Source organism: Streptomyces cylindrosporus (assembly GCF_022698165.1).
GTDB classification, from domain to species: Bacteria; Actinomycetota; Actinomycetes; order Streptomycetales; family Streptomycetaceae; genus Streptomyces; species Streptomyces cylindrosporus.
Genome location: NZ_JALDAY010000006.1, coordinates 505,626 through 528,959 on the forward strand (window position 1 = coordinate 505,626; position 23,334 = coordinate 528,959).

At 72.5% G+C, this 23,334-nt stretch carries 25 protein-coding genes; 7 read left to right on the forward strand and 18 right to left on the reverse strand.

Going from position 1 to position 23,334, the window contains the following annotated elements; all coding sequences use genetic code 11:
* Positions 1-5: 5 nt before the first annotated feature.
* The 5 genes from MQP27_RS22070 to MQP27_RS22090 form a co-directional block, all read right to left on the reverse strand.
* Positions 6-437: a hypothetical protein gene (locus tag MQP27_RS22070; RefSeq protein WP_242767022.1), complete on the reverse strand. Its 432-nt coding sequence runs from the start codon at positions 435-437 to the stop codon at positions 6-8.
* A gap of 44 nt (positions 438-481) precedes the next feature.
* Positions 482-1,327: an ANTAR domain-containing protein gene (locus MQP27_RS22075; protein ID WP_242767023.1), complete on the reverse strand. Its 846-nt coding sequence runs from the start codon at positions 1,325-1,327 to the stop codon at positions 482-484.
* The gene (locus MQP27_RS22080) at positions 1,324-1,557 is read right to left on the reverse strand and encodes a DUF5133 domain-containing protein (RefSeq protein ID WP_242767024.1); all 234 of its coding nucleotides are present in this window, start codon (positions 1,555-1,557) and stop codon (positions 1,324-1,326) included. Before MQP27_RS22080 ends, MQP27_RS22075 begins: the two co-directional genes overlap by 4 nt.
* 28 nt (positions 1,558-1,585) lie before the next feature.
* Positions 1,586-2,449, reverse strand: a complete 864-nt coding sequence (locus tag MQP27_RS22085; RefSeq protein WP_242767025.1) for a SigB/SigF/SigG family RNA polymerase sigma factor — start codon at positions 2,447-2,449, stop codon at positions 1,586-1,588.
* A gap of 188 nt (positions 2,450-2,637) precedes the next feature.
* Positions 2,638-3,075 carry an ATP-binding protein gene (locus MQP27_RS22090; RefSeq protein ID WP_242767026.1) on the reverse strand — a complete coding sequence of 146 codons (438 nt, stop codon included), beginning with the start codon at positions 3,073-3,075 and terminating at the stop codon, positions 2,638-2,640.
* A 133-nt stretch (positions 3,076-3,208) separates the two neighbouring features.
* Between MQP27_RS22090 and MQP27_RS22095 the strand changes: the two genes are divergently transcribed.
* Positions 3,209-3,442: a hypothetical protein gene (locus MQP27_RS22095; RefSeq protein ID WP_242767027.1), complete on the forward strand. Its 234-nt coding sequence runs from the start codon at positions 3,209-3,211 to the stop codon at positions 3,440-3,442.
* Positions 3,443-3,708: 266 nt separating this feature from the next.
* Positions 3,709-4,164, forward strand: coding sequence for a cyclic nucleotide-binding domain-containing protein (locus MQP27_RS22100; RefSeq protein WP_242767028.1), 456 nt, complete (start codon positions 3,709-3,711; stop codon positions 4,162-4,164).
* 4 nt (positions 4,165-4,168) lie between these two features.
* On the opposite strand, the gene MQP27_RS22105 is transcribed toward MQP27_RS22100, so the two are convergent.
* Both MQP27_RS22105 and MQP27_RS22110 read right to left on the reverse strand, forming a co-directional pair.
* Complete coding sequence (locus tag MQP27_RS22105) at positions 4,169-5,464, reverse strand: MFS transporter (protein ID WP_242767029.1); 1,296 nt, start codon at positions 5,462-5,464, stop codon at positions 4,169-4,171.
* A 120-nt stretch (positions 5,465-5,584) separates the two neighbouring features.
* Complete coding sequence (locus MQP27_RS22110) at positions 5,585-6,202, reverse strand: LysE/ArgO family amino acid transporter (protein ID WP_242767030.1); 618 nt, start codon at positions 6,200-6,202, stop codon at positions 5,585-5,587.
* A gap of 66 nt (positions 6,203-6,268) precedes the next feature.
* On the opposite strand from MQP27_RS22110, the gene MQP27_RS22115 reads away from it, so the two are divergent.
* A complete protein-coding gene (locus MQP27_RS22115) occupies positions 6,269-7,180 on the forward strand; it encodes a LysR family transcriptional regulator ArgP (RefSeq protein WP_242767031.1) in 912 nt (303 codons plus the stop codon).
* A gap of 40 nt (positions 7,181-7,220) precedes the next feature.
* On the opposite strand, the gene MQP27_RS22120 is transcribed toward MQP27_RS22115, so the two are convergent.
* Positions 7,221-7,958, reverse strand: a complete 738-nt coding sequence (locus tag MQP27_RS22120) for an SDR family oxidoreductase (RefSeq protein WP_242767032.1) — start codon at positions 7,956-7,958, stop codon at positions 7,221-7,223.
* Positions 7,959-8,051: 93 nt separating this feature from the next.
* On the opposite strand from MQP27_RS22120, the gene MQP27_RS22125 reads away from it, so the two are divergent.
* Entirely contained in the window at positions 8,052-8,915 is an 864-nt protein-coding gene (locus MQP27_RS22125; RefSeq protein WP_242767033.1) for a LysR family transcriptional regulator, read from the forward strand.
* A gap of 264 nt (positions 8,916-9,179) precedes the next feature.
* Here the strand turns inward: MQP27_RS22125 and MQP27_RS22130 are convergent, their stop codons facing one another.
* Entirely contained in the window at positions 9,180-9,887 is a 708-nt protein-coding gene (locus MQP27_RS22130; protein ID WP_242767034.1) for a TetR/AcrR family transcriptional regulator, read from the reverse strand.
* Positions 9,888-9,990: 103 nt separating this feature from the next.
* On the opposite strand from MQP27_RS22130, the gene MQP27_RS22135 reads away from it, so the two are divergent.
* Together MQP27_RS22135 and MQP27_RS22140 are read left to right on the forward strand one after the other, a co-directional pair.
* Complete coding sequence (locus MQP27_RS22135; protein ID WP_242767035.1) at positions 9,991-11,205, forward strand: saccharopine dehydrogenase family protein; 1,215 nt, start codon at positions 9,991-9,993, stop codon at positions 11,203-11,205.
* Positions 11,206-11,313: 108 nt separating this feature from the next.
* Complete coding sequence (locus MQP27_RS22140; protein ID WP_242767036.1) at positions 11,314-11,568, forward strand: WhiB family transcriptional regulator; 255 nt, start codon at positions 11,314-11,316, stop codon at positions 11,566-11,568.
* Here the strand turns inward: MQP27_RS22140 and MQP27_RS22145 are convergent.
* From MQP27_RS22145 to MQP27_RS22160, 4 genes are read right to left on the reverse strand one after another with little or no spacing between them, the layout of a single operon-like run.
* Entirely contained in the window at positions 11,565-13,391 is a 1,827-nt protein-coding gene (locus MQP27_RS22145) for a sensor histidine kinase (protein WP_242767037.1), read from the reverse strand. The two genes, MQP27_RS22140 and MQP27_RS22145, sit on opposite strands and share 4 nt — an antisense overlap.
* Positions 13,388-14,086, reverse strand: a complete 699-nt coding sequence (locus tag MQP27_RS22150) for a response regulator transcription factor (protein WP_242767038.1) — start codon at positions 14,084-14,086, stop codon at positions 13,388-13,390. The genes MQP27_RS22145 and MQP27_RS22150 overlap by 4 nt, the downstream gene beginning before the upstream one ends.
* 18 nt (positions 14,087-14,104) lie before the next feature.
* Entirely contained in the window at positions 14,105-14,863 is a 759-nt protein-coding gene (locus MQP27_RS22155; protein WP_242767155.1) for a L,D-transpeptidase family protein, read from the reverse strand.
* A gap of 48 nt (positions 14,864-14,911) precedes the next feature.
* A complete protein-coding gene (locus MQP27_RS22160) occupies positions 14,912-16,336 on the reverse strand; it encodes a M1 family metallopeptidase (RefSeq protein ID WP_242767039.1) in 1,425 nt (474 codons plus the stop codon).
* Positions 16,337-16,497: 161 nt separating this feature from the next.
* Between MQP27_RS22160 and MQP27_RS22165 the strand changes: the two genes are divergently transcribed.
* Entirely contained in the window at positions 16,498-16,857 is a 360-nt protein-coding gene (locus tag MQP27_RS22165) for a DUF488 domain-containing protein (RefSeq protein ID WP_242767040.1), read from the forward strand.
* On the opposite strand, the gene MQP27_RS22170 is transcribed toward MQP27_RS22165, so the two are convergent.
* From MQP27_RS22170 to MQP27_RS22190, 5 genes are all read right to left on the reverse strand, one after another.
* Positions 16,812-18,668 carry a GMC family oxidoreductase gene (locus MQP27_RS22170; RefSeq protein WP_308289967.1) on the reverse strand — a complete coding sequence of 619 codons (1,857 nt, stop codon included), beginning with the start codon at positions 18,666-18,668 and terminating at the stop codon, positions 16,812-16,814. The two genes, MQP27_RS22165 and MQP27_RS22170, sit on opposite strands and share 46 nt — an antisense overlap.
* Positions 18,665-20,047, reverse strand: coding sequence for a tocopherol cyclase family protein (locus MQP27_RS22175; RefSeq protein ID WP_242767041.1), 1,383 nt, complete (start codon positions 20,045-20,047; stop codon positions 18,665-18,667). Before MQP27_RS22175 ends, MQP27_RS22170 begins: the two co-directional genes overlap by 4 nt.
* Entirely contained in the window at positions 20,044-20,730 is a 687-nt protein-coding gene (locus tag MQP27_RS22180) for a FadR/GntR family transcriptional regulator (protein ID WP_242767042.1), read from the reverse strand. The genes MQP27_RS22175 and MQP27_RS22180 overlap by 4 nt, the downstream gene beginning before the upstream one ends.
* Before the next feature lie 156 nt (positions 20,731-20,886).
* The gene (locus tag MQP27_RS22185) at positions 20,887-22,557 is read right to left on the reverse strand and encodes an FAD-binding dehydrogenase (protein ID WP_242767043.1); all 1,671 of its coding nucleotides are present in this window, start codon (positions 22,555-22,557) and stop codon (positions 20,887-20,889) included.
* A gap of 13 nt (positions 22,558-22,570) precedes the next feature.
* The gene (locus tag MQP27_RS22190; RefSeq protein WP_242767044.1) at positions 22,571-23,212 is read right to left on the reverse strand and encodes a TetR/AcrR family transcriptional regulator; all 642 of its coding nucleotides are present in this window, start codon (positions 23,210-23,212) and stop codon (positions 22,571-22,573) included.
* Between the last annotated feature and the right edge of the window lie 122 nt (positions 23,213-23,334).

The window sequence follows — 23,334 nt, forward strand, 5'->3', positions numbered from 1 at the left end:
GGGTCTCAGAAGTCGGTGGGCAGGTCGCTGACCTCGGCGATGCCCCGCAACTCCTCGTTCTGCCGGTGCCGTTCGCGGATGTAGTCGGCGATCTCGCCGAGCCGTTCCGGGTCGGCGGCGGTGTCGGCGTCGGTGATCACCCGGACCGGGCCGGTCTCCGCCACCTGGATCTCGATGACCTCGTTGTCCAGCCGGCCCGTGACCGCGGCGGCGATGACCAGGGCGGCCTCGTCTCGCAGCTCCTGCGACAGCTCGTCCGCCTCCCCGCCGTCGAGCGCGAAGTCCAGCGAGGACAGACGTTGCTCCTCCAGCGCGCGCAGGACCGGCTCGACCACGTCGAGAAGCTGCCGGTAGTCCTCCGTGTCCATCCGGTTGCGCAGGAGGCCGAGGTAGAGGTCGACGGGCCGGTGCTCGGGTGGAAACTCGGATTCGTTCATCCGGTCCGTGTTCCCCGCCTCGCGCTCCTCAGACCCCGCCCCGGTCACGCCCTGCGCATCCGGGTGCCGCGCCGGGCGCGGCCGAGGGAGTGGAGGTACTCCAGGGCGTCCAGGACCACCGTGCGGTCGTGCCAGGCGAGCCAGCGGCCGGCCTCGGCGCCCATCACGTCCAGCGCCTTGAGCTGGGCCCGGGTCGGCTCGCGCAGGGTGTGCTCGGCATGCGCGGAGACCATGCCGACGCACAGGCCCGACGCGGTGGTCAGCGGCACGCTGTGACAGGCCCGGCTGCCCGCCTCCAGGATGGCCGCGCGGGCCGGTTCGGAGAACACCGGGTCGCTCTCCACGTCCCGGACCGTGACCTGGGCGATGTCGCGGGCAGCCTGCGCGCAGGCGGTGCCCTCCCCGCTGACGTGCTCGAAGAAGTCGACGAAGTCCTCGGTCAGGCCGGTGTGCTTCTCCAGCCGCAGGCCGCCTCTGACCCGGTCGGCCACCTGGACGTTGCCCATGCCGGTGCCGACCACGGCGAGGGTCTGGCTCAGCACAGCGCTCAGCACGGCCCCGCGGTTGCGGGCCTGACGCCCGTGGCCGGGCGCGAAGGTCAGCGTCGGTTCGGGGTGGCGGACGCGCTGCGGGAACCACAGCCGCTCGCCGTGGTCCGGGCGCGGGACGGTGACCACGGCCTCGGCGAGCATGCGCAGCCTGATGTTGAACCGCTGGGATGCCTGCTGCATGAGCGCGAACGCGCTGTCTCCGTCGGGCAGTGCGTAACGCTCCTGCAGGATGCCCTGGGCCCGCTCGATCGGCGGGCGGGTACGGGCCCGGGCGCGCAGGTCGCGCACCTCGGCCCGCAGCCGCTCCACTTCGTCGTGCCCTTCACCGGGCCCGGTCACTCGACGGCCGCGGTGGGACGGGGCCCGTCGGCGGGGGCGGCCGCGAGCAGACGGTGGGCCGCTTCCAGGGCGCGTCTCACGTCTCGGGTGCCGGTCGACACGCACAGGGTGTAGGCCAGGTCCTGCGCCCGTGGGCTTGCCCAGCCCCGGCCGGTCTCGGCCTCCTCGGCGCGCAGGGACTCGTACTCCTCGACGAGCTTGCGCAGGACGGCGGGATGGGGGATCAGCATGGTTCTCGCTCCTCGTTCGCTCGTGGTCTCATGCCGCCGCGGCCGGACGCTGCCGGGTGTCGCACCGGCCGCGCTGTCCGAGCGCCTCGGCGCGCACCTGGGCGCAGCTGCGGCTGATGAGGCGGGACACGTGCATCTGGGAGATGCCGAGCCGGTCGGCGATCCGGCTCTGCGTCATGTCCTCGAAGAAGCGCATGTAGAGAATGGCGCGCTCGCGTTCGGGCAGGCGGCGCAGGCACTCCTTGGCGGACTCGCGGTCGATCACGACGTCGTACGAGTTGTCGGGCTCGCCCAGGGTGTCCGAGAGGCTGTAGCCGTCCTCGTCGCCGGAGAGCTCGGCGTCCAGCGACAGGGTGCTGAAGCTCTCCAGGGCCTCCAGTCCGCAGGTCACCTCGTCCTCGGTGAGGCCGCTGTGGGCGGCGAGGTCGGCGACGGTGGGTTCGGGGCTGCCCGGGGTCTGGGTGAGCTCACGTCGGGCCACCCGGACCTTGTTGCGCAGCTCCTGCACCCGGCGGGGCACCCGCAGCGCCCACATCCGGTCCCGGAAGTGCCGCTTGACCTCGCCGGTCACGGTGGGGACGGCGTAGCTCTCGAAGGCGCCACGCTCCGGGTCGAAGCGGTCGACGGCCTTGACGAGGCCGAGGGCCGCGACCTGGCGCAGGTCCTCGACGGACTCGCCGCGGTCGCGGAAGCGGCCGGCGATCCGGTGCGCCATGGGCAGCCAGGCGGTGACGAGCTCCTCGCGGACGCTGTCCCGCTCGGGGCCGTCCGGAAGGCGGGAGAGGCGGGCGAAGAGGTCCGCCGTGTCGGGGGCGTCGTCGTGACGGCGCTTGCGCTGGGCGGTGGGCCGGTTACGTGCGCCGGGACGGCTTGTCGACATGTCGATGAGCATGCGGAATCGCTCCTGAACGTGGGTTTCAGGGACTTACCGCGGGATGGACACCACCCGGACCGGTCGAGGGCCCAGGGCGGTCATACCGCTCCCGCTGGGGGCGCCTCCGGTCCGAAGCACGATTCTCCATCTGCCCTGGCCCTGCCGGAACAAACGGCCATCCGGAAAAGAATTTCACGAAGAGTAGTTCAGGAAAGAGCGACCTCGGCGGTGATGCACTTGCCGCCGCTCGGAAGCTCGGAAACCCGCACGTCACGGGCGAGCCGGCAGACGATGGGCCAGCCGCGGCCGCCGGTGCGGTGCCGGTCGCGCGCCTCCAGCGCCCCCGCCACCGGCATCTCGTCGCTGCGGTCGCTGACCGAGACCCGCAGGCACGGCCCGGCGACGTCGACGTGGAAGTCGGTGACCCCGCCGCCGTGCAGGATCGCGTTGGTCGTGAGTTCCGAGACGACGAGCAGAGCGTCGCCCAGGGCATCCGGGTCGCACGGCGTGCGGGCGGCGCGGCAGCGCTCGGCAACCACCCGCTCCACGGCCCTGCGCGCCTCGGCGGGCCTGCACAGCCGTGTCGTCCCGTAGCCCCGGGAACCCGGCTCGACGGTGGTTTCGGTCCTGTGCTCGTTGCACATCGCCTGGCTCCCTGTAGGCAGCATGAGAAGTGGGGCCCCTCTTCTACGGCTCACCTGGGCAGGCCCGGACAAACATCGCAACGAGCGGGCGGACACCGGTCATCCCACGGCGTTTTGCGGGTACCCGGACGTCATGACGGATGTCGTGGACTCGGACGAACTGCTGCGTCGCCTCCAGCGTGCCCGGGCCTGTGCCCAGCAGGAACAGCTGACCTGGCAGTCGCGGAGCGAGGAGTTCGGGGCCGGCTCCCCCGACCCGGCGCACGCCGCCGCCGTACGGACGCTGGCCTACGAGGTCGTGGTCAGGGTGCTGGACGAGGTCCTGACCCCGGGCAAGCGCGCGGCGCGCACCGGGACCACCGAGTGAAACCGGTCACGTGACCCGCTTCGGGCTACGCGAAATCCTCTTTGATGGTTTACCGTTCATACATACGTGGTGACGGAGTGGACCATATCGGTCCTCCGACACCACCGCTTACGGCCCTGGCTGGCCTCCCCCGTCCAGCCAGGGCTTTTTCACGTCCGGGGACTTCTTCGCGGAACTGCCGTCCGCCGAGGTGCTCGCGGCGCCCGCAGCGGATGAAATGGGCGTAGGGAAACACCGGAACCCCGGCCGGCGAGGAGCCCCGCGTCATGACCAAAGCGATCAAGCTGCTGACCGCCCTTCCCCCACCCCAGCGCCAGAGCCTGATGGCGCTCGCGCGGGAGGTCTCCTTCCCGGAGGACACCCGCATCTTCGAGGCGGGCGGCCGGGCCGACCGCTTCTGGGTCGTCCGCTCGGGGGCGGTCTCCCTCGACCAACGGGTCAACTCGCTGCAGCGGGTGACCGTGGCGAGCCTCGGCGCGGGCGATCTGCTCGGCTGGTCCTGGCTGTTCCCGCCGCACGAGTGGGACTTCGGCGCGGAGGCCTTCAGCCCCGTGCGCGCCTACGAGTTCGACGCGGCGCAGGTGCTGCGGCTGTGCGAGGAGGATCCGCGGCTCGGGGTGGTGCTGGTGCGCAGCGTCGCCGAGATCCTCGCGCACCGGCTGGAGATGACGCGGGGCAAGCTCATGGAGCAGTACGCGACGCACCGGCGCGGCGTCCTGTAGCGGATCAGACGCGGTAGCGGCGCAGGGCGGGCACCGCGAGGGCGAGGCCGAGCATCACGGCGACGACCAGGAGCCCGCCGCCGGCGACGGCCGCGCGCGGGCCGAAGGCCGAGCCGGCGGTGCCGTGCAGGACGTCGGCCAGGCGCGGGCCGCCGGCGACGACGACCGTGAAGACACCCTGCATCCGGCCGCGCATCTCGTCGGTGGCGGCGGACAGCAGGATCGCGCCGCGGAAGACCATCGAGACCATGTCGGCGACCCCGGCCGCGGCCAGGAAGGCGGCGGCGATCCACAGGTTGCCGCTCAGTCCGAAGCCGGTGATCGCCAGCCCCCACGCGACGACCGCGCCGATCACCATCGGACCGTGCCGCCGGGCCCGGGAGAAGGTGCCGGAGAACAGTCCGCCGAGCACGGCGCCGATGGGGATCGCCGCGAACAGCAGGCCGAGCGCGAGCCCTTCGCCGTAGGAGCCGTACGTCTCGGCGGCGAGCTGCGGGAACAGGGCGCGGGGCATGCCGAAGACCATCGCGATGATGTCGGCGAGGAAGGAGAGCAGCAGCACCTTGTGCATGGAGATGTAGCGGAAGCCCTCCGCGATCTCGCGCACCCCCGCGCGCCGGGTCGCGGCGCCGGCCAGGGGCGGCAGCGGGGGCAGCTTGTAGACGGCCCATACGGTCACGCACAGCGCGAGCGCGTCGATCAGGTACAGCTCGGGCAGGCCGATGACGGGGATCAGCGCGCCGGCGAGCAGCGGGCCGACGACCTGGCCGGTCTGCATCACGGTCGAGCCGAGTGCGTTGGCGGCGGGCAGCTGTCCCTCGGGTACCAGTCGGGCGATGGAGGCGTTGCGGGCCGGGGCGTTGAGCCCCCAGAAGGCCTGCTGCATGGCGAGCAGGACCATCAGCGCGGCCACCGACTCGAGGCCGGTGACGGCCTGCAGCCAGAACAGCAGCGAGGTGACGGCGATCCCGCTGTTGGTTATCAGCAGCAGCTTGCGGCGGTCCATGCTGTCGGCGACCGCGCCGCCCCACAGCGCGAACACGATCAGCGGCAGCAGGCCCGCGAGACTGGCGGCGCCGACCCAGGCCGAGGAGCCGGTGATGTCGTAGATCTGCTTCGGTACGGCGACCGCGGTGAGCTGGCTGCCGACCGCCGTGACGATCGTCGAGGACCACAGCCGACGGTAGGCCGGGATGCGCAGCGGACGGGTGTCCATGGCCCAGCGGCGCCAGCCCCTGCGCGGGGGATCCTCCGCGACGGGGGCCGACTGGGGTTCGGTGCTGCTCTCGCTGGTGTCCACGGGTGTCCTGGTTGCTCGATACATCTTTCGGGTCCAGGGTTCACTATCCCAGCAGGGGCCGAGAGTTCGGGACGCGCATTCTCAGCTTGTGGACTTCAGCGGCTCGCCTTCATCAAGCTTTCACGCCCTTACGACGAGCAGCGCGCCGAGCGCGATCATCGTCGCCGCGACCAGCCCGTCGAGCACCCGCCAGGCGCTCGGCCTGGCCAGGAAGCGGCCGAGCGCCCGAGCGCCGAAGCCGAGGGCCGCGAACCAGCACAGGCTGGCGAGCGCGGCGCCGAGGCCGAAGGTCCAGCGCAGCGGGCCGCGGTGGGCGGCGACCGAGCCGAGCAGGAAGACGGTGTCGAGGTAGACGTGCGGGTTGAGCCAGGTCAGCGCCAGACAGGTCAGCACCGCCCGCCTGCGCGAGCCGGCCGCCTCGCCCTCGGCGCGCAGGGCGCCGTCGCCCGGCCGGAACACGCGGCGGGCGGCCAGGGCGCCGTAGCAGAGCAGGAAGGCGCCGCCGATCCAGCCGACCGCGGTGAGCGCCTGCGGGTACGCCACCACCACCGCGCCCACACCGCCGACGCCGAGCGCGATCAGGACGGCGTCGGACAGGGCGCAGATGCCCACCACGGCGAGGACCGCGTCGCGGCGGATCCCCTGGCGCAGGACGAAGGCGTTCTGGGCGCCGATGGCGACGATCAGCGAGAGGCCGGTGCCGAATCCGGCGGCCGCGGCGGTCAGGGCGTTGGTCATGCCATCGACGCTAGGGAAGCGACATCCTGACGTACAGCTAAAGATTCTTACGTATCCTTAGCGCTCGTGAAGTCAGAGCTGACCGAGCTTCCCCTCGACCAGGTGCGGACGCTGCTCGCGGTGGTGGACGAGGGCACCTTCGACGCGGCGGCCGCGGCGCTGCATGTGACGCCGTCGGCGGTGAGCCAGCGGGTGAAGGCGCTGGAGCAGCGCACGGGCCGGGTGCTGCTGTTGCGCACGAAACCGGTGCGGCCCACCGAGTCGGGCGAGGTCGTGGTCCGCTTCGCCCGCCAGCTGGCCCGCCTGGAGCGCGACGCGCGTGCCGAGCTCGGGATGAGCGGTGCCGGGGAGCCGACCCGGGTGTCGATCGCGGTGAATGCCGACTCCCTGGCCACCTGGCTCCTGCCGGCGCTGACCCGCGTACGGCACGAGCCGCGGCTCTGCTTCGAGCTGCGCCGCGAGGACGAGACCCGTACGGCGTCGCTGCTGCGGGAGGGCCTGGTGATGGCGGCCGTGACCTCGTCGCCCGAGCCGGTCACGGGCTGTTCGGTGCGGGCGCTGGGCAGGATGCGGTACGTGCTGGTGGCCAACCCGGACTTCGCCCGGGAGCATCTCGGCGGACCGCTGCGGGACTGCCTCGCGACCGCGCCGACGGTGGCCTTCGACCGCAGCGACGACCTCCAGGACGCCTTCGTCCGCCGTCTGCGGCACGACCGGCGCGGGGCGAGCGCGGAACGCCACTACATGCCGACCTCGGAGGGCTTCGCCGAGTCCGTGGCCGCGGGGCTCGGCTGGGGCCTGGTCCCCGAGGTCCAGGCCGAGCCCCTGCTGCGGGCCGGCCGCCTTGTCCACCTGGCGCCGGAGCGGTCGGTCGACGTACCCCTGTACTGGCAGCAGTGGAAGCTGGACTCGCCCGCGCTGGCGGCGGTGTCGGAGGCGGTCGTGGCGGCGGCCGCGGAGGCGCTGCGCGGGGCGTAAGCCCGTGCAGGGCCGCTGATCACACCTCACACCCCGCGTCTCACCAGGGGATCACACCGTCGTCCTCGAAGAACGAACCCGTCGGGCCGCCGTCGGGCAGTGTGGCCAGCCGGATCGCCGTGGCCGCGCCCTGCTCGGGGGTGCGGGGACCGTGGAAACCGTTGAAGTCGGTCGCGACCAGGCCCGGGCAGGCGGCGTTGATCAGGATGTCCGTGCCGGCGAACTGCCGGGCGTACTGCACGGTGACGGCGTTGAGGAACGACTTCGAGGGCGCGTAGGCCGCCATGACGGGACCGATCTCGGTGTCCGGGTCGGCCTGCCGGGTCAGGGAGCCGACGGAACTGGAGACGTTGACGATACGGGGCGACGTGGAGCGGCGCAGCAGCGGCAGCATCGCGTTGGTCACCCGGATGACGCCGATGACGTTGGTCTCCACGACCGTGCGGACCAGGTCGAGGTCGAGCGTGGTCGGATCCTGCACCCACCCCGGCCCGGTCTCACCGGAGATGCCCGCGTTGTTGACCAGGACGTCCAGGCGCCCTCCCTGTCGTTCGATCAGTTCCGCGGCGGCTATGGCGCTCTGATCATCCGTCACGTCCAGGGGTACGCCGAACGCGTCCGCCCCGCCCGCGCGCAGCTTCTCGACGGCGGACGCGCGCCGGGCCTCGTCGCGGGCTCCCACACCCACCCGGTAGCCGAGGGCGCCGAGCCCAGACGCGATCTCGTACCCGATCCCCTTGTTCGCGCCGGTCACCAGCGCGATCTTCGTTTCGCTCATGGCACTGATGCTCGCTCGCCGACGTGGGCTGCATCCAACACCGATCCGGTGCCCTGTCATACCCGGCGGGTATCACCGAAGTACGCTCTGGCCATGGACACCCTGGAGACCCGCGAGCTGCGGTACTTTCTCGCCGTCGCGGAGGAGCTGCACTTCGGCCGCGCCGCCGAGCGCCTCGGTATGGCCCAGCCACCGCTGTCCCGGGCCATCCAGCAGCTCGAACGGCGCCTGGGCGTCGCCCTGTTGACACGCAACCGTCGCGGCGTCGCCCTGACCGGGGCCGGAGAGGTGCTGTTGCACGAGGGGCGTGCGGCCCTCGACGCGGCCACCGCCGCCGCCCGCCGTACCCGTCGCGCCGGTGGCGCCGACGCGCCGGGCGGCTCCGGCAACCGTCTGGTGCTGGCGGTGAAGGCCGCGGCCGCCCACGACCTCCTGCAGAAACTGCTGGACGCCTACGCGGCCCAGCCCGACGCCGCCGAGATCGAGGTGCTCCCGAGCGGCATGTGCGAGCAGGAGGAGATGCTGCGCGACGGGCGAGCCGACGTGGCGCTCATGCACGCGCCGTTCGACTCCCTCGCCGGGTTCGACAGCGAGGAGCTGATGCGCGAGGGGCAGATCGCCGTCCTTCCCGCCGGGCACCCTCTCGCGGCACGCCGGACTCTGACCCTGGCCGAGGTCGGCGACATCCCGGGCCTCCCGCTCGCGCGCTGGCCCCGGCACGGCGTCTATCCGCCCGGCCCGGGCCCCGAGATCCGTGACCAGACGCAGTTGGCGCAGCTGATCGCCCTCGGACGCACCGTCACCGTCTTCCCCGAGTCCGCCCGTTCCTGGCTGTGGGCCGCGCACGCCACCGTCCCGGTGACCGACGCGCCGCCCGTCGTCACCCACATCGCCTGGCCGCCCCACAGCCGCTCCGTGGCTCTCGCCGGGTTGATCCGTACGGCCACCGGGCTCTGACCCGCGCCCGTGTCATTCGGCGGCTTCGGCCGACGGCGCGTCGGGGGGTGCGGGAGGCGCATCGTGAAGACCGTCTGCGTGTCCGGGGTGCTGGTCACCGCCCAGCACCGGGGTGCGTATCCGGGCCATCAGCTCGCGCGGGCTGCAGGGCTTGGATCACTCCTCGTCCTGCACGTAGGGCGCGTGCACGACCTTGACGGCGACCCGTCGCCCCGAGTCCGAGCGGCCCGGATCGGTCACATGGTGGATCGCAGGAACCGGCCGTCAGCCGTTCAGTGCCCGTAGCTGTGCCTCCGCGCTGTCGAGCAGCATCTCCAGCGCCGTGGGGTACGCGCTGTCGACCATGCGGGCCGCCAGCAGGGGTGCCGCCTCGGCGATGCGTGGGTGGGTGGTGCGGGGCAGGCGGGCGTACGTGGAGCGCCACATGTCCTCGTCGGCGTGCAGGGCGGCGCTCGGCAGGGCGAGGGACGCCGCGTCGAGGGCGGCGAAGGCCAGGGTCTGGTCGATGAAGGCGTGGTAGATGCGCACGGTGTCCGGGAGCGGGAAACCCGCGGTGCGCAGGACGTCCAACACCGCCTCGTCCGCGGCCAGTTCGTTCGCGCGGCCGGTGACGCGGCTGGTGGTCAGCACGGCCGCCTGGGGATGGGCGACGTAGGCGGCATGGATGCGCAGGCCCACATCACGCAGGTCGGCCCGCCACTCCCCCGTCGGCCGCCAGCCGTCGAGGGCCTGCCCGATGAGGGCGTCGCCGATGGCGAGCGTGAGGTCGTCCATGCCGCGGAAGTAGCGGTAGAGGGTGCTCGGGTCGGCGTCCAGGGCGAGGCCCAGTCGGCGGGCGGTCAGGCCCGCGCTGCCGTGCTCGCGCAGCATCCGCAGGGCCGTCTCGACGATCAGCGCCTCGGACAGCACCGTCCCGCTCCTGGTCGGCCGGCGCCTGCGCCGCTTCTCCTCGGGTACGACCGGTTTCGGCATGCCTGCCTCCCTTATGCCAACGCCATTGACCTTACGTGAGGCGGCGGCGTTGTATCTGCGGCGGGGCCCCTCGTCATCCATCCTCAGGACAGGGAGATCTGTCATGCGTGTACTGCTCGTGGGCGCCGGCGGTGTGGGCACCGCCATCACCCGGATCGCGGCCCGCCGCCCGTTCTTCGAGGCGATGGTGGTGGCCGACTTCGACCCGGCGCGCGCCGAGGCCGCTGTCGCGACGGTCGACGACGGTCGCTTCCGTGCCGAGCGCGTCGAGGCGAGCGACGAGGACGCGGTGGTGGAACTGCTGCGCCGGCACGGCTGCGACGTCCTGCTCAACGCCACCGACCCGCGCTTCGTGCTGCCCCTGTTCCGCGCGGCCCGCGCCGCCGGCGCCTCCTACCTCGACATGGCGATGTCCCTGTCCCACCCGCACCCCGAGCGCCCCTACGAGGAGTGCGGGGTCAAGCTCGGCGACGACCAGTTCGCGCAGGCCGAGGAGTGGGCGAAGGCGGGCGCGCTGGCCCTGGTCGGCATGGGCGTCGAGCCGGGTCTGTCGGACGTCTTCGCGCGGTACGCCGCCGACGAGCTCTTCGACGAGATCGAGGAGATCGGCGTCCGCGACGGCGCGAACCTGACCGTCGACGGCTACGACTTCGCCCCCTCCTTCAGCATCTGGACCACGATCGAGGAGTGCCTCAACCCGCCGGTCGTCTACGAGGCCGACCGCGGCTGGTTCACCACCGAGCCGTTCAGCGAGCCGGAGGTCTTCGACTTCCCCGAGGGCATCGGCCCGGTGGAGTGCGTCAACGTGGAGCACGAGGAGGTGCTGCTCGTGCCGCGCTGGGTGGACACCCGCCGGGTCACCTTCAAGTACGGCCTGGGCCGGGAGTTCATCGACACTCTCAGGACGCTGCACCTGCTGGGCCTGGACCGCACCGAGCCGGTCACCGTGCCGAGCTCCGGCGGACCGGTCGCGGTCTCGCCCCGGGACGTCGTCGCCGCCTGTCTGCCCGACCCGGCGACGCTGGGCGAGCGCATGCACGGCAAGACCTGCGCGGGCACCTGGGTGCGCGGCACCAAGGACGGGCAGCCGCGCGAGGTGTACCTCTACCATGTGGTCGACAACCAGTGGTCCATGGCCGAGTACGGCAGCCAGGCCGTGGTCTGGCAGACGGCGGTGAACCCGGTCGTCGCCCTCGAACTCCTCGCCACCGGCGCCTGGTCGGGCTCGGGCGTCCTCGGCCCGGAGGCGTTCCCGGCCCGCCCGTTCCTCGACCTGCTCACCGAGTACGGCTCCCCGTGGGGCCTGCGCGAGCAGTGACCGGCACCCTCCCAGGACTCCGTTGTTTCACTCACGCATCGACAGGTGACCCGGAAGCGAGTAAGCCATTCGCGAGGGCACATACGACATCGATCGCAGGTGACATTGATGGACGACTGGCGAGACGAGGCCGCCTGCCGGTTCGAGGACCCGGACCTCTTCTTCCCGATCGGCACTTCCGGCCCGGCACTGTTGCAGACGGAACAGGCCAAGGCGGTGTGCGGTCGTTGCCCTGTGCGGGAGCGCTGTCTGCGCTGGGCACTGGACGTGGGCGAGTGCCTGGGCGTGTGGGGCGGCCTGAACGAGAACGAACGGCGGCTGCTGCAACGGCGACGGCGTGCGGCACAGGCCCGTAACGGCTAGGCCTTGTCCGGCTGCGGAGCGCCCGGCAGGCGCAGCGTGAACACCGCGCCGCCGCCGGGTTCGCTCTCCGCCGTCACCGTGCCGCCGTGCGCGGCGACGAGGTGACGGACTATGGGCAGCCCCAGCCCGCTGCCGCCGGTGCGCCGGCTGCGGGACTTCTCCGCCCGCCAGAACCGGTCGAAGACGTGCGGCAGGTCCTCGGCCGCGATACCGGTACCGGTGTCGGCCACCGTGAAGACCACGTCGTTCCCCTCGTGGCGGGCGGCGAGGGTGACCGTGCCGTCGGCCGGGGTGTGCCGCAGGGCGTTGGAGACGAGGTTGCCGAGGGCCTGCCGCATCCGCACCGGGTCCGCGTCGAGCCGGCACTCCCCGTCGGTCTCGGTGCGCACGTCCACCCCGGCCGCGACCGCGGCGACGCGGTGGGCGGCGGCGACCTGGTCGAGGAGTTCGTCGGCGTGCAGGGGCTCCGGGTGCAGGCGCAGGGTGCCCGCGTCGGCGGCCGCGAGGTCCTGGAGGTCGTCGATGATCCGCTGCAGGACGAGGGCCTCCTCGTGCAGGGAGGCGAGCAGCGCGGGGTCCGGGTCGACGACACCGTCCCGGGTGACCTCCAGCCAGCCGCGGATGTTGGTGAGGGGGCTGCGCAGTTCGTGGGCGATGTCGCTGACCATGGCCTTGCGCTGGGCTTCGATGCGTTCGCGGCGCTCGGCCAGGTCGTTGAAGGCCTCGGCGAGGATCCCGGTCTCGTCGCGGGTGGTCACCGGGACGCGCACATGCCGTTCCGGCGGCTGCTGGGCGGCCGCGGTCAGCGCGCGCAGGGGCCGTACGAGCCGGGTGGCGACGACGGCCGTGACGGCGACGGTGACCGCGAGCACGAGCCCGACCACGCCGACGATCTTCGCCTTGTTGGCCGGGGACATGTCGAAGCGGGGCGGGGTGGTGTCGTCGCCGCCGAGGTACAGCTCGGCCGCCGGGGCGACGTACGGGTCGAGTTGGGTGCGCTGGGCCGCCTCGACGCAGGTCTCCGCCGTCTTCTGGGCCTGCGGGTCGAGGTCCTTGGCGTACTTGGCGAGGATGCGCCGCCCGACCGGGTTCGTGCTGCTCGGGCTCATGTAGAGGAACAGCGGCGCGTCGAGACTCGGGTGCTGCTTGCGCAGGCAGTCGCGGGCGGTGGTGGCCAGCGCGTCCAGCGCCTTCTGTTCGGTGGGGACGGGCTGGCTGAGTCCGTACCCGCACCCCTCCATCAGATCGCTGGACGCGTCGCTGCCGTCCGAGTTGAGCAGGAGCGGACGGCCGCTCGGGCTGTGCTCGAGCTTCACGTCGACGCCGTGCTCGGCGTAGCAGGACCGCTTGTTCTTGGCGAACGCGTCCAGCTTGGCGCGCTCCTGCGCCGTGAGCCGGTACGGGCCCACGGCACGCGGGTCGATTCCGCTCAGCTGGGCGCCGGGCTGGGTGTAGGTGTCGGTGCGCAGGGGGTCGACGGTGGCGGCGGCGCCGAGGGGCAGGGCGGTGCCCTTGCGGGCCGAGTCGGCGATCAGGGTGCGGTCGGTGGTGGTCAGCGCTATGCGCCGGCCGGTCTGCCGGGCCAGCGTGCCCACCAGGGACTGGACGCCCTTCCACTGCGGGTGGGTCGCGGCGTACCCGCTCAGCTCGGCGAGGATCTTCATGTCGTCGGCCAGGTCCTGGCCCTGTTCCTCGCGCAGGGCGCGGGTGGTGGTCTCCACGGCGAGCCAGGTCGTGGCGGCCACGGAGCACACGGCGATGAGGGCGGAGGCGATCAGCAGCCGTACCAGCAGCCGCTTGCGCAGCGGGATGCGGCTCGTCATGCGCGTCCGCCGCTGAGCTTGTAGCCCACCCCGAACACGGTGAGCAGGCGCACCGGCTTGCGCGGGTCGGCCTCGATCTTCTTGCGCAGGTTCATGATGTGGACATCCACGGCCCGCTCGGTGGACGCCCGGTCGAAGCCGCGGGTGCACTGGAGCAACTGCCGCCGGGTGAACACCCGTTCCGGCTCCCCCGCCATGGCCAGCAGTATCTGGAACTCGCCCGGCGTGCACTCCACGAGCTCCCCGTCGCAACGCACCTCGTGCCGCTGCGGATCGACGGCGATCCCCGCCGCCCGTACGACGGGATTCTCCGGCAGGGCGGCCGCCCGCCCGCTGCGCCGGAGCACCGTCCGGATGCGGGCCATCAGCTCGCGCGGGCTGTACGGCTTGGTCATGTAGTCGTCGGCGCCCAGTTCGAGGCCGAGCAGCAGGTCGTCCTCCTCGGAGCGGGCGGTCAGCATCAGCACGGGGATGTCCTCGGCTCCGCCCCGCAGTACCCGGCACACCCCGAAGCCGTCGACGACGGGCAGCATCAGGTCGAGGACGACGAGGTCGGGTCTGAGCCGACGGGCGGCGTCCAGCGCGGCCGCCCCGTCGTGGACGACGGTGGCCGTGTGGCCCTCCGCCAGCAGGGAGCGGCGTATGAGTTCGGCCTGCATCTCGTCGTCCTCGGCGACCAGCACATGTGCGCACACCCGGCGGATCCTAAGCGGTCAGCGGGCCAGGGACGCGGCGTCGCCCATGACGACGACCGGGTGCAGGGCCGGGTCCAGCGCCCGGAGCAGTTCCTTCATGTGGTTCTCGGCGATGCTGACGCAGCCGTGGGTGGGGCCGCCGTGGTCGACGTGGATCCATATGCCGCCGCCCCGGCTCGCCCCCAGCGGGCGGGTCCAGTCCAGGGGCGAGGTGCCCGCCCGGCGGTTGTAGTTGATGGCGATCACGTAGTCGAAGGATCCGGCGAGCGGCTCGCCCTCGAATCCGGTGCCGGGCGAGGTGAAGCCGGAGCCCTGGTCGTACGGCAGCTTGGTGCCGGGGTCGGCCAGCAGCCCGCCGGCGTCGGTGAGGCCGTACACGCCGATGGGTGAGCGGAGGTCGCCGGCCATGTGGTGGTCGGACCAGCCCCTGAGGGCGTTGTGGGCGGGCCAGGGCGTGCCCGCCTGCCAGCCCGTCGCGGTCCGCTCGTACAGGACGACCGTGGACTTCGGGGAGTTCGCGCCGCGTCCGGTGACGACGACCGCCTGCCGGGCGTCGGAGGGCACCTCGGCCAGCGTCTTCGGGCCCAGGCCCGGCAGTTGCACCCGCGCGGCCTCGGCGGACATCTCCGGCTCGGACGTCTGCAGGGGGCTCACGCTGGGCGTGCCGGGTTCGGCGGTGGCGACCTCGGACGGACGGCCCGAGGACGCCACGGCCCCGCCGCCGCATCCCGTGAGGAGCAGGGAGGCGGCGAGCAGTACGGTGCGGCGGCTATTCATGATCACGGGATCGACTGTGACCGAGACATGTGAGGAACTCGTCAGGTTTCAGGCTTTGTTCGGCTTCCCGGGAGCGTAGAGCCAGGTGGTGAACAGGGGGTGAAGGCTCTTACCCGACTCCCACTCGGCGAGCCGTTCAAACTCCGCCGTCGTGCCGTGTCCGTTCCGGTGCCGGCCGGCCCAGGTCCGCAGGATGCGGTAGAAGGTCCGGTCGCCGACGGCCTTGCGGAGTTCGTGCAGGGCCATGGCGCCGCGGGCGTAGACGGGGGTGCCGAAGATGTTCGCGCCGCTGCCCGGGTCGCCGGGCGGGAACGCCCACAGGTCGTTGCTCGCGGGGAGGGCGTAGAGCGTGTCGAAGGTCTTCTGCGCGCTGTCGCCGCCGTGCTGCTCGCTGTAGAGCCACTCGGCGTAGGTCGCGAAGCCCTCGTTGAGCCAGATGTCCTTCCAGGAGGTGAGGGAGACGGAGTCGCCGAACCACTGGTGGGCGTTCTCGTGCACGAGTGTGCTCAGGTCGGGCGCGCGGTCGTACAGCGGCCGGGACTGCGTCTCCAGCGCGTATCCGACGCTCTCGGCCTTGTCGACGATCGAACCGGCCGAGCGGAACGGGTAGGGCCCGAACAGCTTGCTCTCCCACTCCAGGACGGAGGGCAGCTTCTTCAGCACGGGAGCTGCGGCGGAGGCCTCGCGCGGGTCTACGGCGTTGTAGACGTGCAGGCCGTCGCGGGTGGTGTACTGCTGGACCTGGAACTTCCCGACGGTCGCGGTGGCGAGGTAGGCGGCCATGGGCTCGGCCTGCCGCCAATGGAACGTCGTGTACCCGTGGGCCGTGCGCCGCCCCACCAGCACGCCGTTCGAAACGGCGGTGCGGTCCTTGGGCACGGTGATCGTGATGTCGTACGAGGACTTGTCCTTGGGGTGGTTGTTCGCCGGGAACCAGGTCATGGCGCCCTGCGGCTCCCCCGCGACGAAGGCGCCGTCGTCGGTGGGGATCCATCCGTCGGCCGAGCCGTCGGGGTCGGTGACCTGCTTGGGGGTGCCCCGGTAGACGACCTTGACCTGGAACTCCTCGCCCTGGCGCAGGGTCCGGTGCGGGGTGACGACGAGTTCCTGGCCGTCGCGGCGGAAGTCGGCCTTGGCGTGGTCGACGGTCAGGCCGGTGATCTTCAGCCCGCTGAGGTCGAGGTCGAACCGGGGCAGCCGCTGGGTCGCGCGGGCGGTGAGGACGGCGGTGCCGTCGAGGTGGCGGCTGCCGGTGTCGTAACGCAGCGTCAGGTCGTAGTGGTCGACGTGGTAGCCGCCGTTGCCGGCGAGCGGGAAGTACGGGTCGCCGACGCCGGACGCGCCGCCGGTACCGGCCGACGCGGGCCCGGCGGCGGCGAGCAGGGCGGCCACGGCGACGGGGACGGTGGCGACGAAGGCCTCGCGGCGGAGAACTGCTGCGGGTCTGACGGACTTTCGGCCTGACTGCCTCACATACCCTCCTGGCTGGACGGACAACCGGTGGTCGATCGCCCCAAGGCTAGGCGCCGTCGCGGCCCGGGCTCCTCCTCATTCAGGTCAAGTCACGCAGCGTCGTCCGATTCCCCCGGACTAGGCTCGGCATCGTCCGCCGCACCGTCAGAAAGGCCCTCACCGTGAGTGTTCGTGTGCGTCGCGTCTACGATCCGCCCGAGTCGGACGACGGTGTGCGGGTGCTGGTCGACCGGCTGTGGCCGCGCGGGATCAAGAAGGAAGCCGCGCGTGTCGACGAGTGGCCCAAGGGGCTGACGCCGTCGACGGAGCTGCGGCGGTGGTATCACGCGGGTGAGGGGTCGTACGAGGAGTTCGCCCGGCGGTACGAGGCGGAGCTGGCCGAGCCGGAGGCCGCGGAGCTCCTCGACGGCCTGCGGGGACGGGTGCGGAAGGGGCCTGTGACGTTGCTGACGTCCGCCAAGGACCCGGAGCGCAGTCATGCCGCTGTGCTGGTCGGGCTGCTGGAGTCCGCTTCGAGGTAGTTCTCGGTAATGGCCAGGGCCGTTGCCATGACGCTGAGTTGGGGGTTCACCTCCGGGCAGGACGGCAGTACGGAGGCGTCGGTGACGAGGACGCCGTGGACGCCGCGCAGCCGCCCGTCGGGGCCGGCGGGCGCGCGCTGCGGGTCGGCGCCCGCGGCGGCCGTGCCGGTGGGGTGGAATGCGGACAGGTGCAGGTCGCGTGCGGCGGTTGTGGAGAGCACTTCGTCGAGTTCGGCCAGGGTGCGGGCGCGTGGTGCGCGCGGGATGCCGGTGAGGACCTCCTGGGCTCCGGCGGCGAAGAGGACGCGGGCCATGGCGCGTACGGCGGTCAGCAGCCGGTGCCCGTCGCGGGGGTCGAGGTCGTAGCGGACGAGGGTGCGTTCGCGCCCCAGGACGCGGCCGGACGGCCGGTCGGCGATCATGGCGCCGAGGACGGCGAGCCGGTCGGCGTCGTCGAGTTCGCGGCGCAGGGCGGTGCCCAGGCCGGGCAGGACGAAGCTGCTCATGCCGGGCGGGCTCGCGGTGGCCTCGATGAGGATGCCCTGGTCGTGGAGTTCCTCGATGCCGACGCTCTGCAGGACCCCGCTCCAGGAGGTGACCGGGTCGGGGAAGCGGCCGGCGATGCTGGTGGCGGGGTGCACGCTGAGGTTGCGGCCCAGGCGGGGGTGGCCGCCGAGGCCGGAGCGGCGGAGCAGGGGCGGGGTCTGCAGGGCGCCCGCGGCCACGACGACGAGGGGGCTGAGGATCTCCAGTTCGCTGCCGTCGGCCCGGCGGACCAGCACGCCGGCGGCCCGGGGCGGCCCCGGTCGGTCCCGGTCGAGGAGGATCCGCCGGACGCGGGCGCCGGTGACGATGCGGGCTCCGTGGGCGTGGGCGTCGGGGAGGACGGAGAGCTGCACGCTCTGTTTGGCGCCGGTGGGGCAACCCACCACGCACTGGCAGGAGCCCTTGCAGCCGGGGGCGTTGCGCCGCAGCGGGCCGGCTCGCCAACCGAGCTTCTCGGCTCCGGCGAGCGCGAGCAGGCCGTTGGTGCCGAGGACGTCGAGGGGCTGGGTGGCGACCCGGATCGTGCGCTCGATCTCGTCCAGCCGGGTCGCCAGGTCTTCGGCGAGGTGGAAGCCGTGGTGGCGGTGCCAGCGGTCGAGGACGTGGTCCGGGGTGCGGTAGCAGGTACCGGAGTTGACGACAGTGGTGCCGCCGACGGCCCGTCCGACGGGAAGGAGGAGGGGTGGGTTGCCGAGGGCTGCCGTGGCGCCGCCGTCGCGGTAGAGGGCGGTGAAGCGGTCCAGGGGTGTGCGTCGGCCGAAGGACGCCGTGGTGTGGTGTTCGCCCTCTTCCAGGACGACGACGTCGAGGCCGGCGCGGGCGAGGGTGCGTGCGGCCACGGCGCCGCCGGCGCCGGATCCCACGACGACGGCGTCGGCCGTACCGCGGGCGGGCCATTCCACCGCCGGGACGCAGTCCAGGGGCGGATCCTCGGGGGCGGTGGCGGTGTGCGGTGCGGGTGTGCGCTCGGTGGCCGCGGCGAGCAGGACGGGAACCTTGAGCAGGTCGAGGGCGGGCAGCAGTGCGGGGCGTGCGGCGAGGGACGCCAGTACGGCTTCTCGCTCGTCGGGGGTGAGTCCGGCCAGGGGGCGTCCGCTGTGCAGGACGGCGTAGGCGTCGACGGCTGCGGTGGCGGCCCGTATGCCGGTGCGCACGGGGGTGGGCAGTGCGGACAGGAAGGTGCCGAGACGGGCGGGGACGCGGGCGGTCCATGGTGTGTCGCCGGTGTCGGCGAGGAGGGCGGCGACCAGTCCCGGGGCGGTCACCGGTCCCCCACCTCGGCGTGGGCGGTGCCGTGCAGGGTCCAGGTGGCCTCGGTGCGCCAGTGGCCCCACCAGCGTTCGAGCAGGACGTCGGCGTCGGCGGTCTCGCTGTTGTGGCAGACGGCGGGTGAGCCGTCGGGGTCGTGGTAGTCGAGGGTGAGGGTGCGGTCGGTGGGCTGGGTGACCTCGACGCGCAGGCGGCGCAGCAGGGTGCGGCCGGTGACGGTCCATCGGGGCAGGCTGATCCGGGCGCGGAACCGCCCGAGGCCGAGCAGCCCGACCGCCGAGCGCTCGGCGCGGCGCGGCAAGACGCGGCCGCGGTGGTGCAGGCGCAGGAAGACGAGGGGCGGCAGCCGGCGCAGTGCGGGCCGTGTCGACACGGCCGCGATCACTTCCAGTACGGCACCGTCGCCCAGGTCGGCGTGGAGCCAGGCCCAGCGGCGGGCGTTGCCGTGGCCGTGGATGCGGGCGGAGGCTCCGGGGGCGGCGCGCAGGGTGAGGGTTCGCTCGCCGTCGTGGAAGGTGCCGTCGTAGCTCGCCCGGGCCGCCGGAAGCATGTGGGCGGCGGGCAGCAGGGGGCGCTTCCAGGACCAGCGCGGGAAGGTGAACAGGGGTGCCGCGAGGGGCTGTTCGGTCAGGTCCCAGCGGAAGGCACCCGCGCTTCCGGTCAGGCGCCCCTGGATGGCGGTGACGTCTGCGGCGGTGAAGCCGTCTGTGGGGCTGTTCCAGGGCGCGGGACCGAAGCGGGCGTGCAGGGTCTTTCCTTCGGGCGGGAAGGCGGCGGCCCAGCCGTGGGCGAAGGGCGCGGATCCGTCGGCCGGGGTGACCACTTCGTGGTGGAGCCAGATGCCGGTGCCGGTCGTCGGGTCGGTGAGGGTGGTGTACCAGACCTCGGTACGGCCGGGACTGCCGTCCGAGCGAGGGGCGAGGTGCCGGGCCGGTTCCTCTCTGCGCGGGAAGCGGAAGCCGAGGAGGAAGGGCGCAAGGCCGGTTCCGAGCGGGAAGCGCAGAGTGCCCTGCCCGACGCGCGCCCCGTCCTCGTACAGCGTGAACGGCAGGACGGTCATCGACCTCACCGGGTGGCGCGGGGTGACCGACTTCCAGCCGTCCAGGGTGAGATGGCGGCCGTCTGCGGTGAACGACAGGCGGTAGCGGATGCGGCGCCGGGCCAGGGGCGAGATCTCCAACTCGCCCGTGCTGTCGGGATCGTCGGCCACCCCGGAGACGCGGGTACGTCCGGTCAGCCGGGCCCGGGTGGTGCGGTGCGGGCGCAGCAGCTCGTCGGCCTCGGCCCGCAGGTCGAGCCGGATGCGGCGGACCGGAGTCCCGGTGCCGAGGCGGACGGTGCCGAACATGGTCTCGGTGAAGGTCGTGCCCCTCATGCCAGTCCCTCCCGCATGATCCGTTCCGTCTCGCCGAGGTAGGCGTCGGCGGCGGCGTGGGCCTCGGCGCGGTCGCCGGACGTCACCGCGGCCACGACCGGGGCGAGCCGCCGGTGGGCGGCCTCGGGGTCGGTGAAGGGTCCGCGCAGGGCGGCGCGGACGGGCAGGTAGGCGTTGAAGAGGGTGTTGGTGAGCAGGACGTAGACGCGGTTGCCGGTGGCGCGGGCGAGGGCGCGATGCACCTCGACGTCGGCGAGCTGGACCTCGTCGGGGCTCGCCGCCTCGCGTACGGAGTCCAACAGGGCACGCAGTTCGGCGTGTTGGGCGCGGGTGGCCCGCGTCGCCGCCCGCTCGGCGATCAACGCGCCGACGGCGCGCCGTACTTCGAAGATCTCGCGGACCCATCTGGCGTCGTGGCGCACGAGCATCGGCAGCAGGTCGGCGCCGCCGACGCGGGCGTAGTCGCGCACTTTGGTGCCCACGCCGTGCCGGGTCTCCAGGAGACCGGCCTGCACCAGTCGGCCGAAGGCGTGTTTCAGGGTGGTGCGGGTGACCCCGTAGCCGTCGGCGAGTCGGCGCTCCGGGGGCAGGTAGCTTCCGGCGGGATGCCGGCCGCCCAGGATGTCGTCGCGCAGCCGTGCTTCGAGTACGTCCACGATCGTCTCCCGGGGCAGCGCTTCCATGGACGTCTCCTCGCACGAGCGGACTGGATGAGTGGCTGAGCCACTGAACCAGTGCGAGTATCCGAGGGTCAATCCCCTTGCGGGGACGGGTTGTTCCGGGAATGCCGAGAGGCGGCCGGCAGGATCCGCCGACCGCCTCTCCCCATGGCCGGAGTGTCAGGCGGTCTGCTTCGCCGCCGCGCGTCCGGCCGCCCGCCCCGAGAAGAGGCAGCCGCCGAGGAACGTGCCCTCCAGCGCGTTGTAGCCGTGGACGCCGCCGCCGCCGAAGCCGGCCACCTCGCCGGCCGCGTACAGGCCCTCCACGGGGTTGCCGTCGGTGCCGATGGCGCGGGAGTCGAGGTCGGTCTGGATGCCGCCGAGGGTCTTGCGGGTCAGGACGTGCAGCTTGACGCCGATGAGGGGGCCCGCTCCGGGGTCGAGTATGCGATGCGGGGTGGCGACCCGGCCGAGGCGGTCGCCGATGTAGCGGCGGGCGTTGCGGATGCCCTGGATCTGGGAGTCCTTGGCGTAGGGGTTGGCGATCTGCAGATCGCGGGCCTCGATCTGGCGCCGCAGGTCGGCCGCGTCGAGGAGCGGCTTGTCCGTCAACTCGTTCATCTTCGTGACGAGTTGCTCCAGGGTGGGGGCGGTGACGAAGTCGGCGCCCTTGCGCAGGAAGGCGTCGACCGGGCCCGGGGCGCCCTTGCCGAGACGGTTCTTCAGGACCGCGGCCTTGTCCTTGGCGGTGATGTCGGGGTTCTGCTCGGAGCCCGAGAGCGCGAACTCCTTCTCGATGATCTTCTGGGTGAGGATGAACCAGGAGTGGTCGTAGGCGGCGATGTCCTCGGTGGTGCGCAGGTGCCTGAGCGTGTTGAGGGTGTCGTACCCCGGCAGGCACGGGTCGGGCAGCCGGCGGCCGAGCGCGTCGAACCACATCGAGGACGGTCCGGGCAGGATGCGGATGCCGTGGCCCGGCCAGATCGGGTCCCAGTTCTGCAGGCCCTCGGTGTAGTGCCACATGCGGTCGCGGTTGACCAGGCGGACGCCCGCCTCGGCGCTGATGTCGAGCATGCGGCCGTCGACGTACGCGGGGACGCCGGTGACCATCTCGGCGGGCGGGGTGCCCAGCCGCTCGGGCCAGTAGCGGCGGACGATGTCGTGGTTGGCGCCGATGCCGCCGGTGGTGACGACGACGGCCTGGGCGGTGAGTTCGAACTCGCCGACGCGGTCGCGGTTGGAGGCCACGCCCCGGGCCGCGTTGTCCTCGGCGAGGACCGTGCCACGCACCCCGCGGGCGGTGCCGTCCTCGATGACGAGCTGGTCGACCTGGTGCCGGTGGTAGAAGGTGAGCAGGCCGTCGCGGGCGGCCCGCTTGGCCGAGTCGACGAAGGGTTCGACGACGCCCGTGCCGGTGCCCCAGGTGACGTGGAAGCGGGGTACGGAGTTGCCGTGCCCGTCGGCGCGCAGGTCACCGCGCTCGGCCCAGCCGACGGTGGGCAGGAACCTGATGCCGTGGCCCTCCAGCCAGGACCGCTTCTCCCCCGCCGCCCACTCGACGTAGGCGCGGGCCCAGCGCACCGCCCAGGAGTCCTCGTCGTCGGCCCGGTCGAACTGCGCGCTGCCCTGCCAGTCGTTCCAGGCGAGGTCGAAGGAGTCCTTGATGCCGAGACGACGCTGCTCCGGCGAGTCGACGAGGAACAGCCCGCCGAAGGACCAGAAGGCCTGGCCGCCGAGGTTGGCAGCGTTCTCCTGGTCGACCAGGGCGACCCGGCGGCCCCGGCTGGTGAGCTCGTGCGCGGCGACCAGGCCCGCGAGGCCCGCTCCGACGACGATGACGTCCGCATCCATGGCGACCGTTCCTTTACTGGTGAGGGTCTCGTTGGGGGGTGCCGCTGCCGTCGGTCAGCAGCGCGGTGAGCAGTTGCTTCAGCCAGACCCGGGCGCCGTCGACGTCCTTGTCCAGCAGCAGTTGGACGGTGACTCCGTCGTAGGCGGCGACCACGGCGTGAGCCGCGCCCTCGGCGTCGTCGAGCACGGCGGGCGGCTTGGCGAAGCCACGCGCGCGTGCGAGCCGGTCGGCGATGGCCTGCCGCAGTCTCGCCCGATGCTCCAGCAGGGTCTGGGCGACGTCGGGATCGCGGGCGGCGTGCACCAGGAAGTCCGTCTTGACCAGGAGCCAGTCCCGGTCGAGGAGCAGCACCTCGGTGACGCGGTCCACGGCGGCCGGTACGTCGAGGTCGGGGCCGTCCAGGGCGAGGGCGCCGGAGACCTGCTCGGCGATCAGGTCGGCGCGCTGGCGGTAGAGGGCGAAGAACAGCTCGTCGAGGCTGTCGAAGTTGGAGTAGAAGGCACCCCGGCTGTAACCGGCGGCCTCGCAGACCTCCTCGATGGAGACGCGCCCGAAACCCTTGGCGGCGAACACGGCGAAGGCGGCGTCGAGGAGGTTGGCGCGCGTGCGGACCCGGCGCCTGGTCACGCGCCGCACCGTTTCTTCCACCACCATGTCCGGCCCTCCGTTCGATACGCGAATGTATCCGATACACCGATGTATCGAAAGCGGTGGAGTCAAAAGCGGTGCGTCGCAAGCGGGTCCTCGAAAACGGCAGACCCAAAATGGGTGGGAAC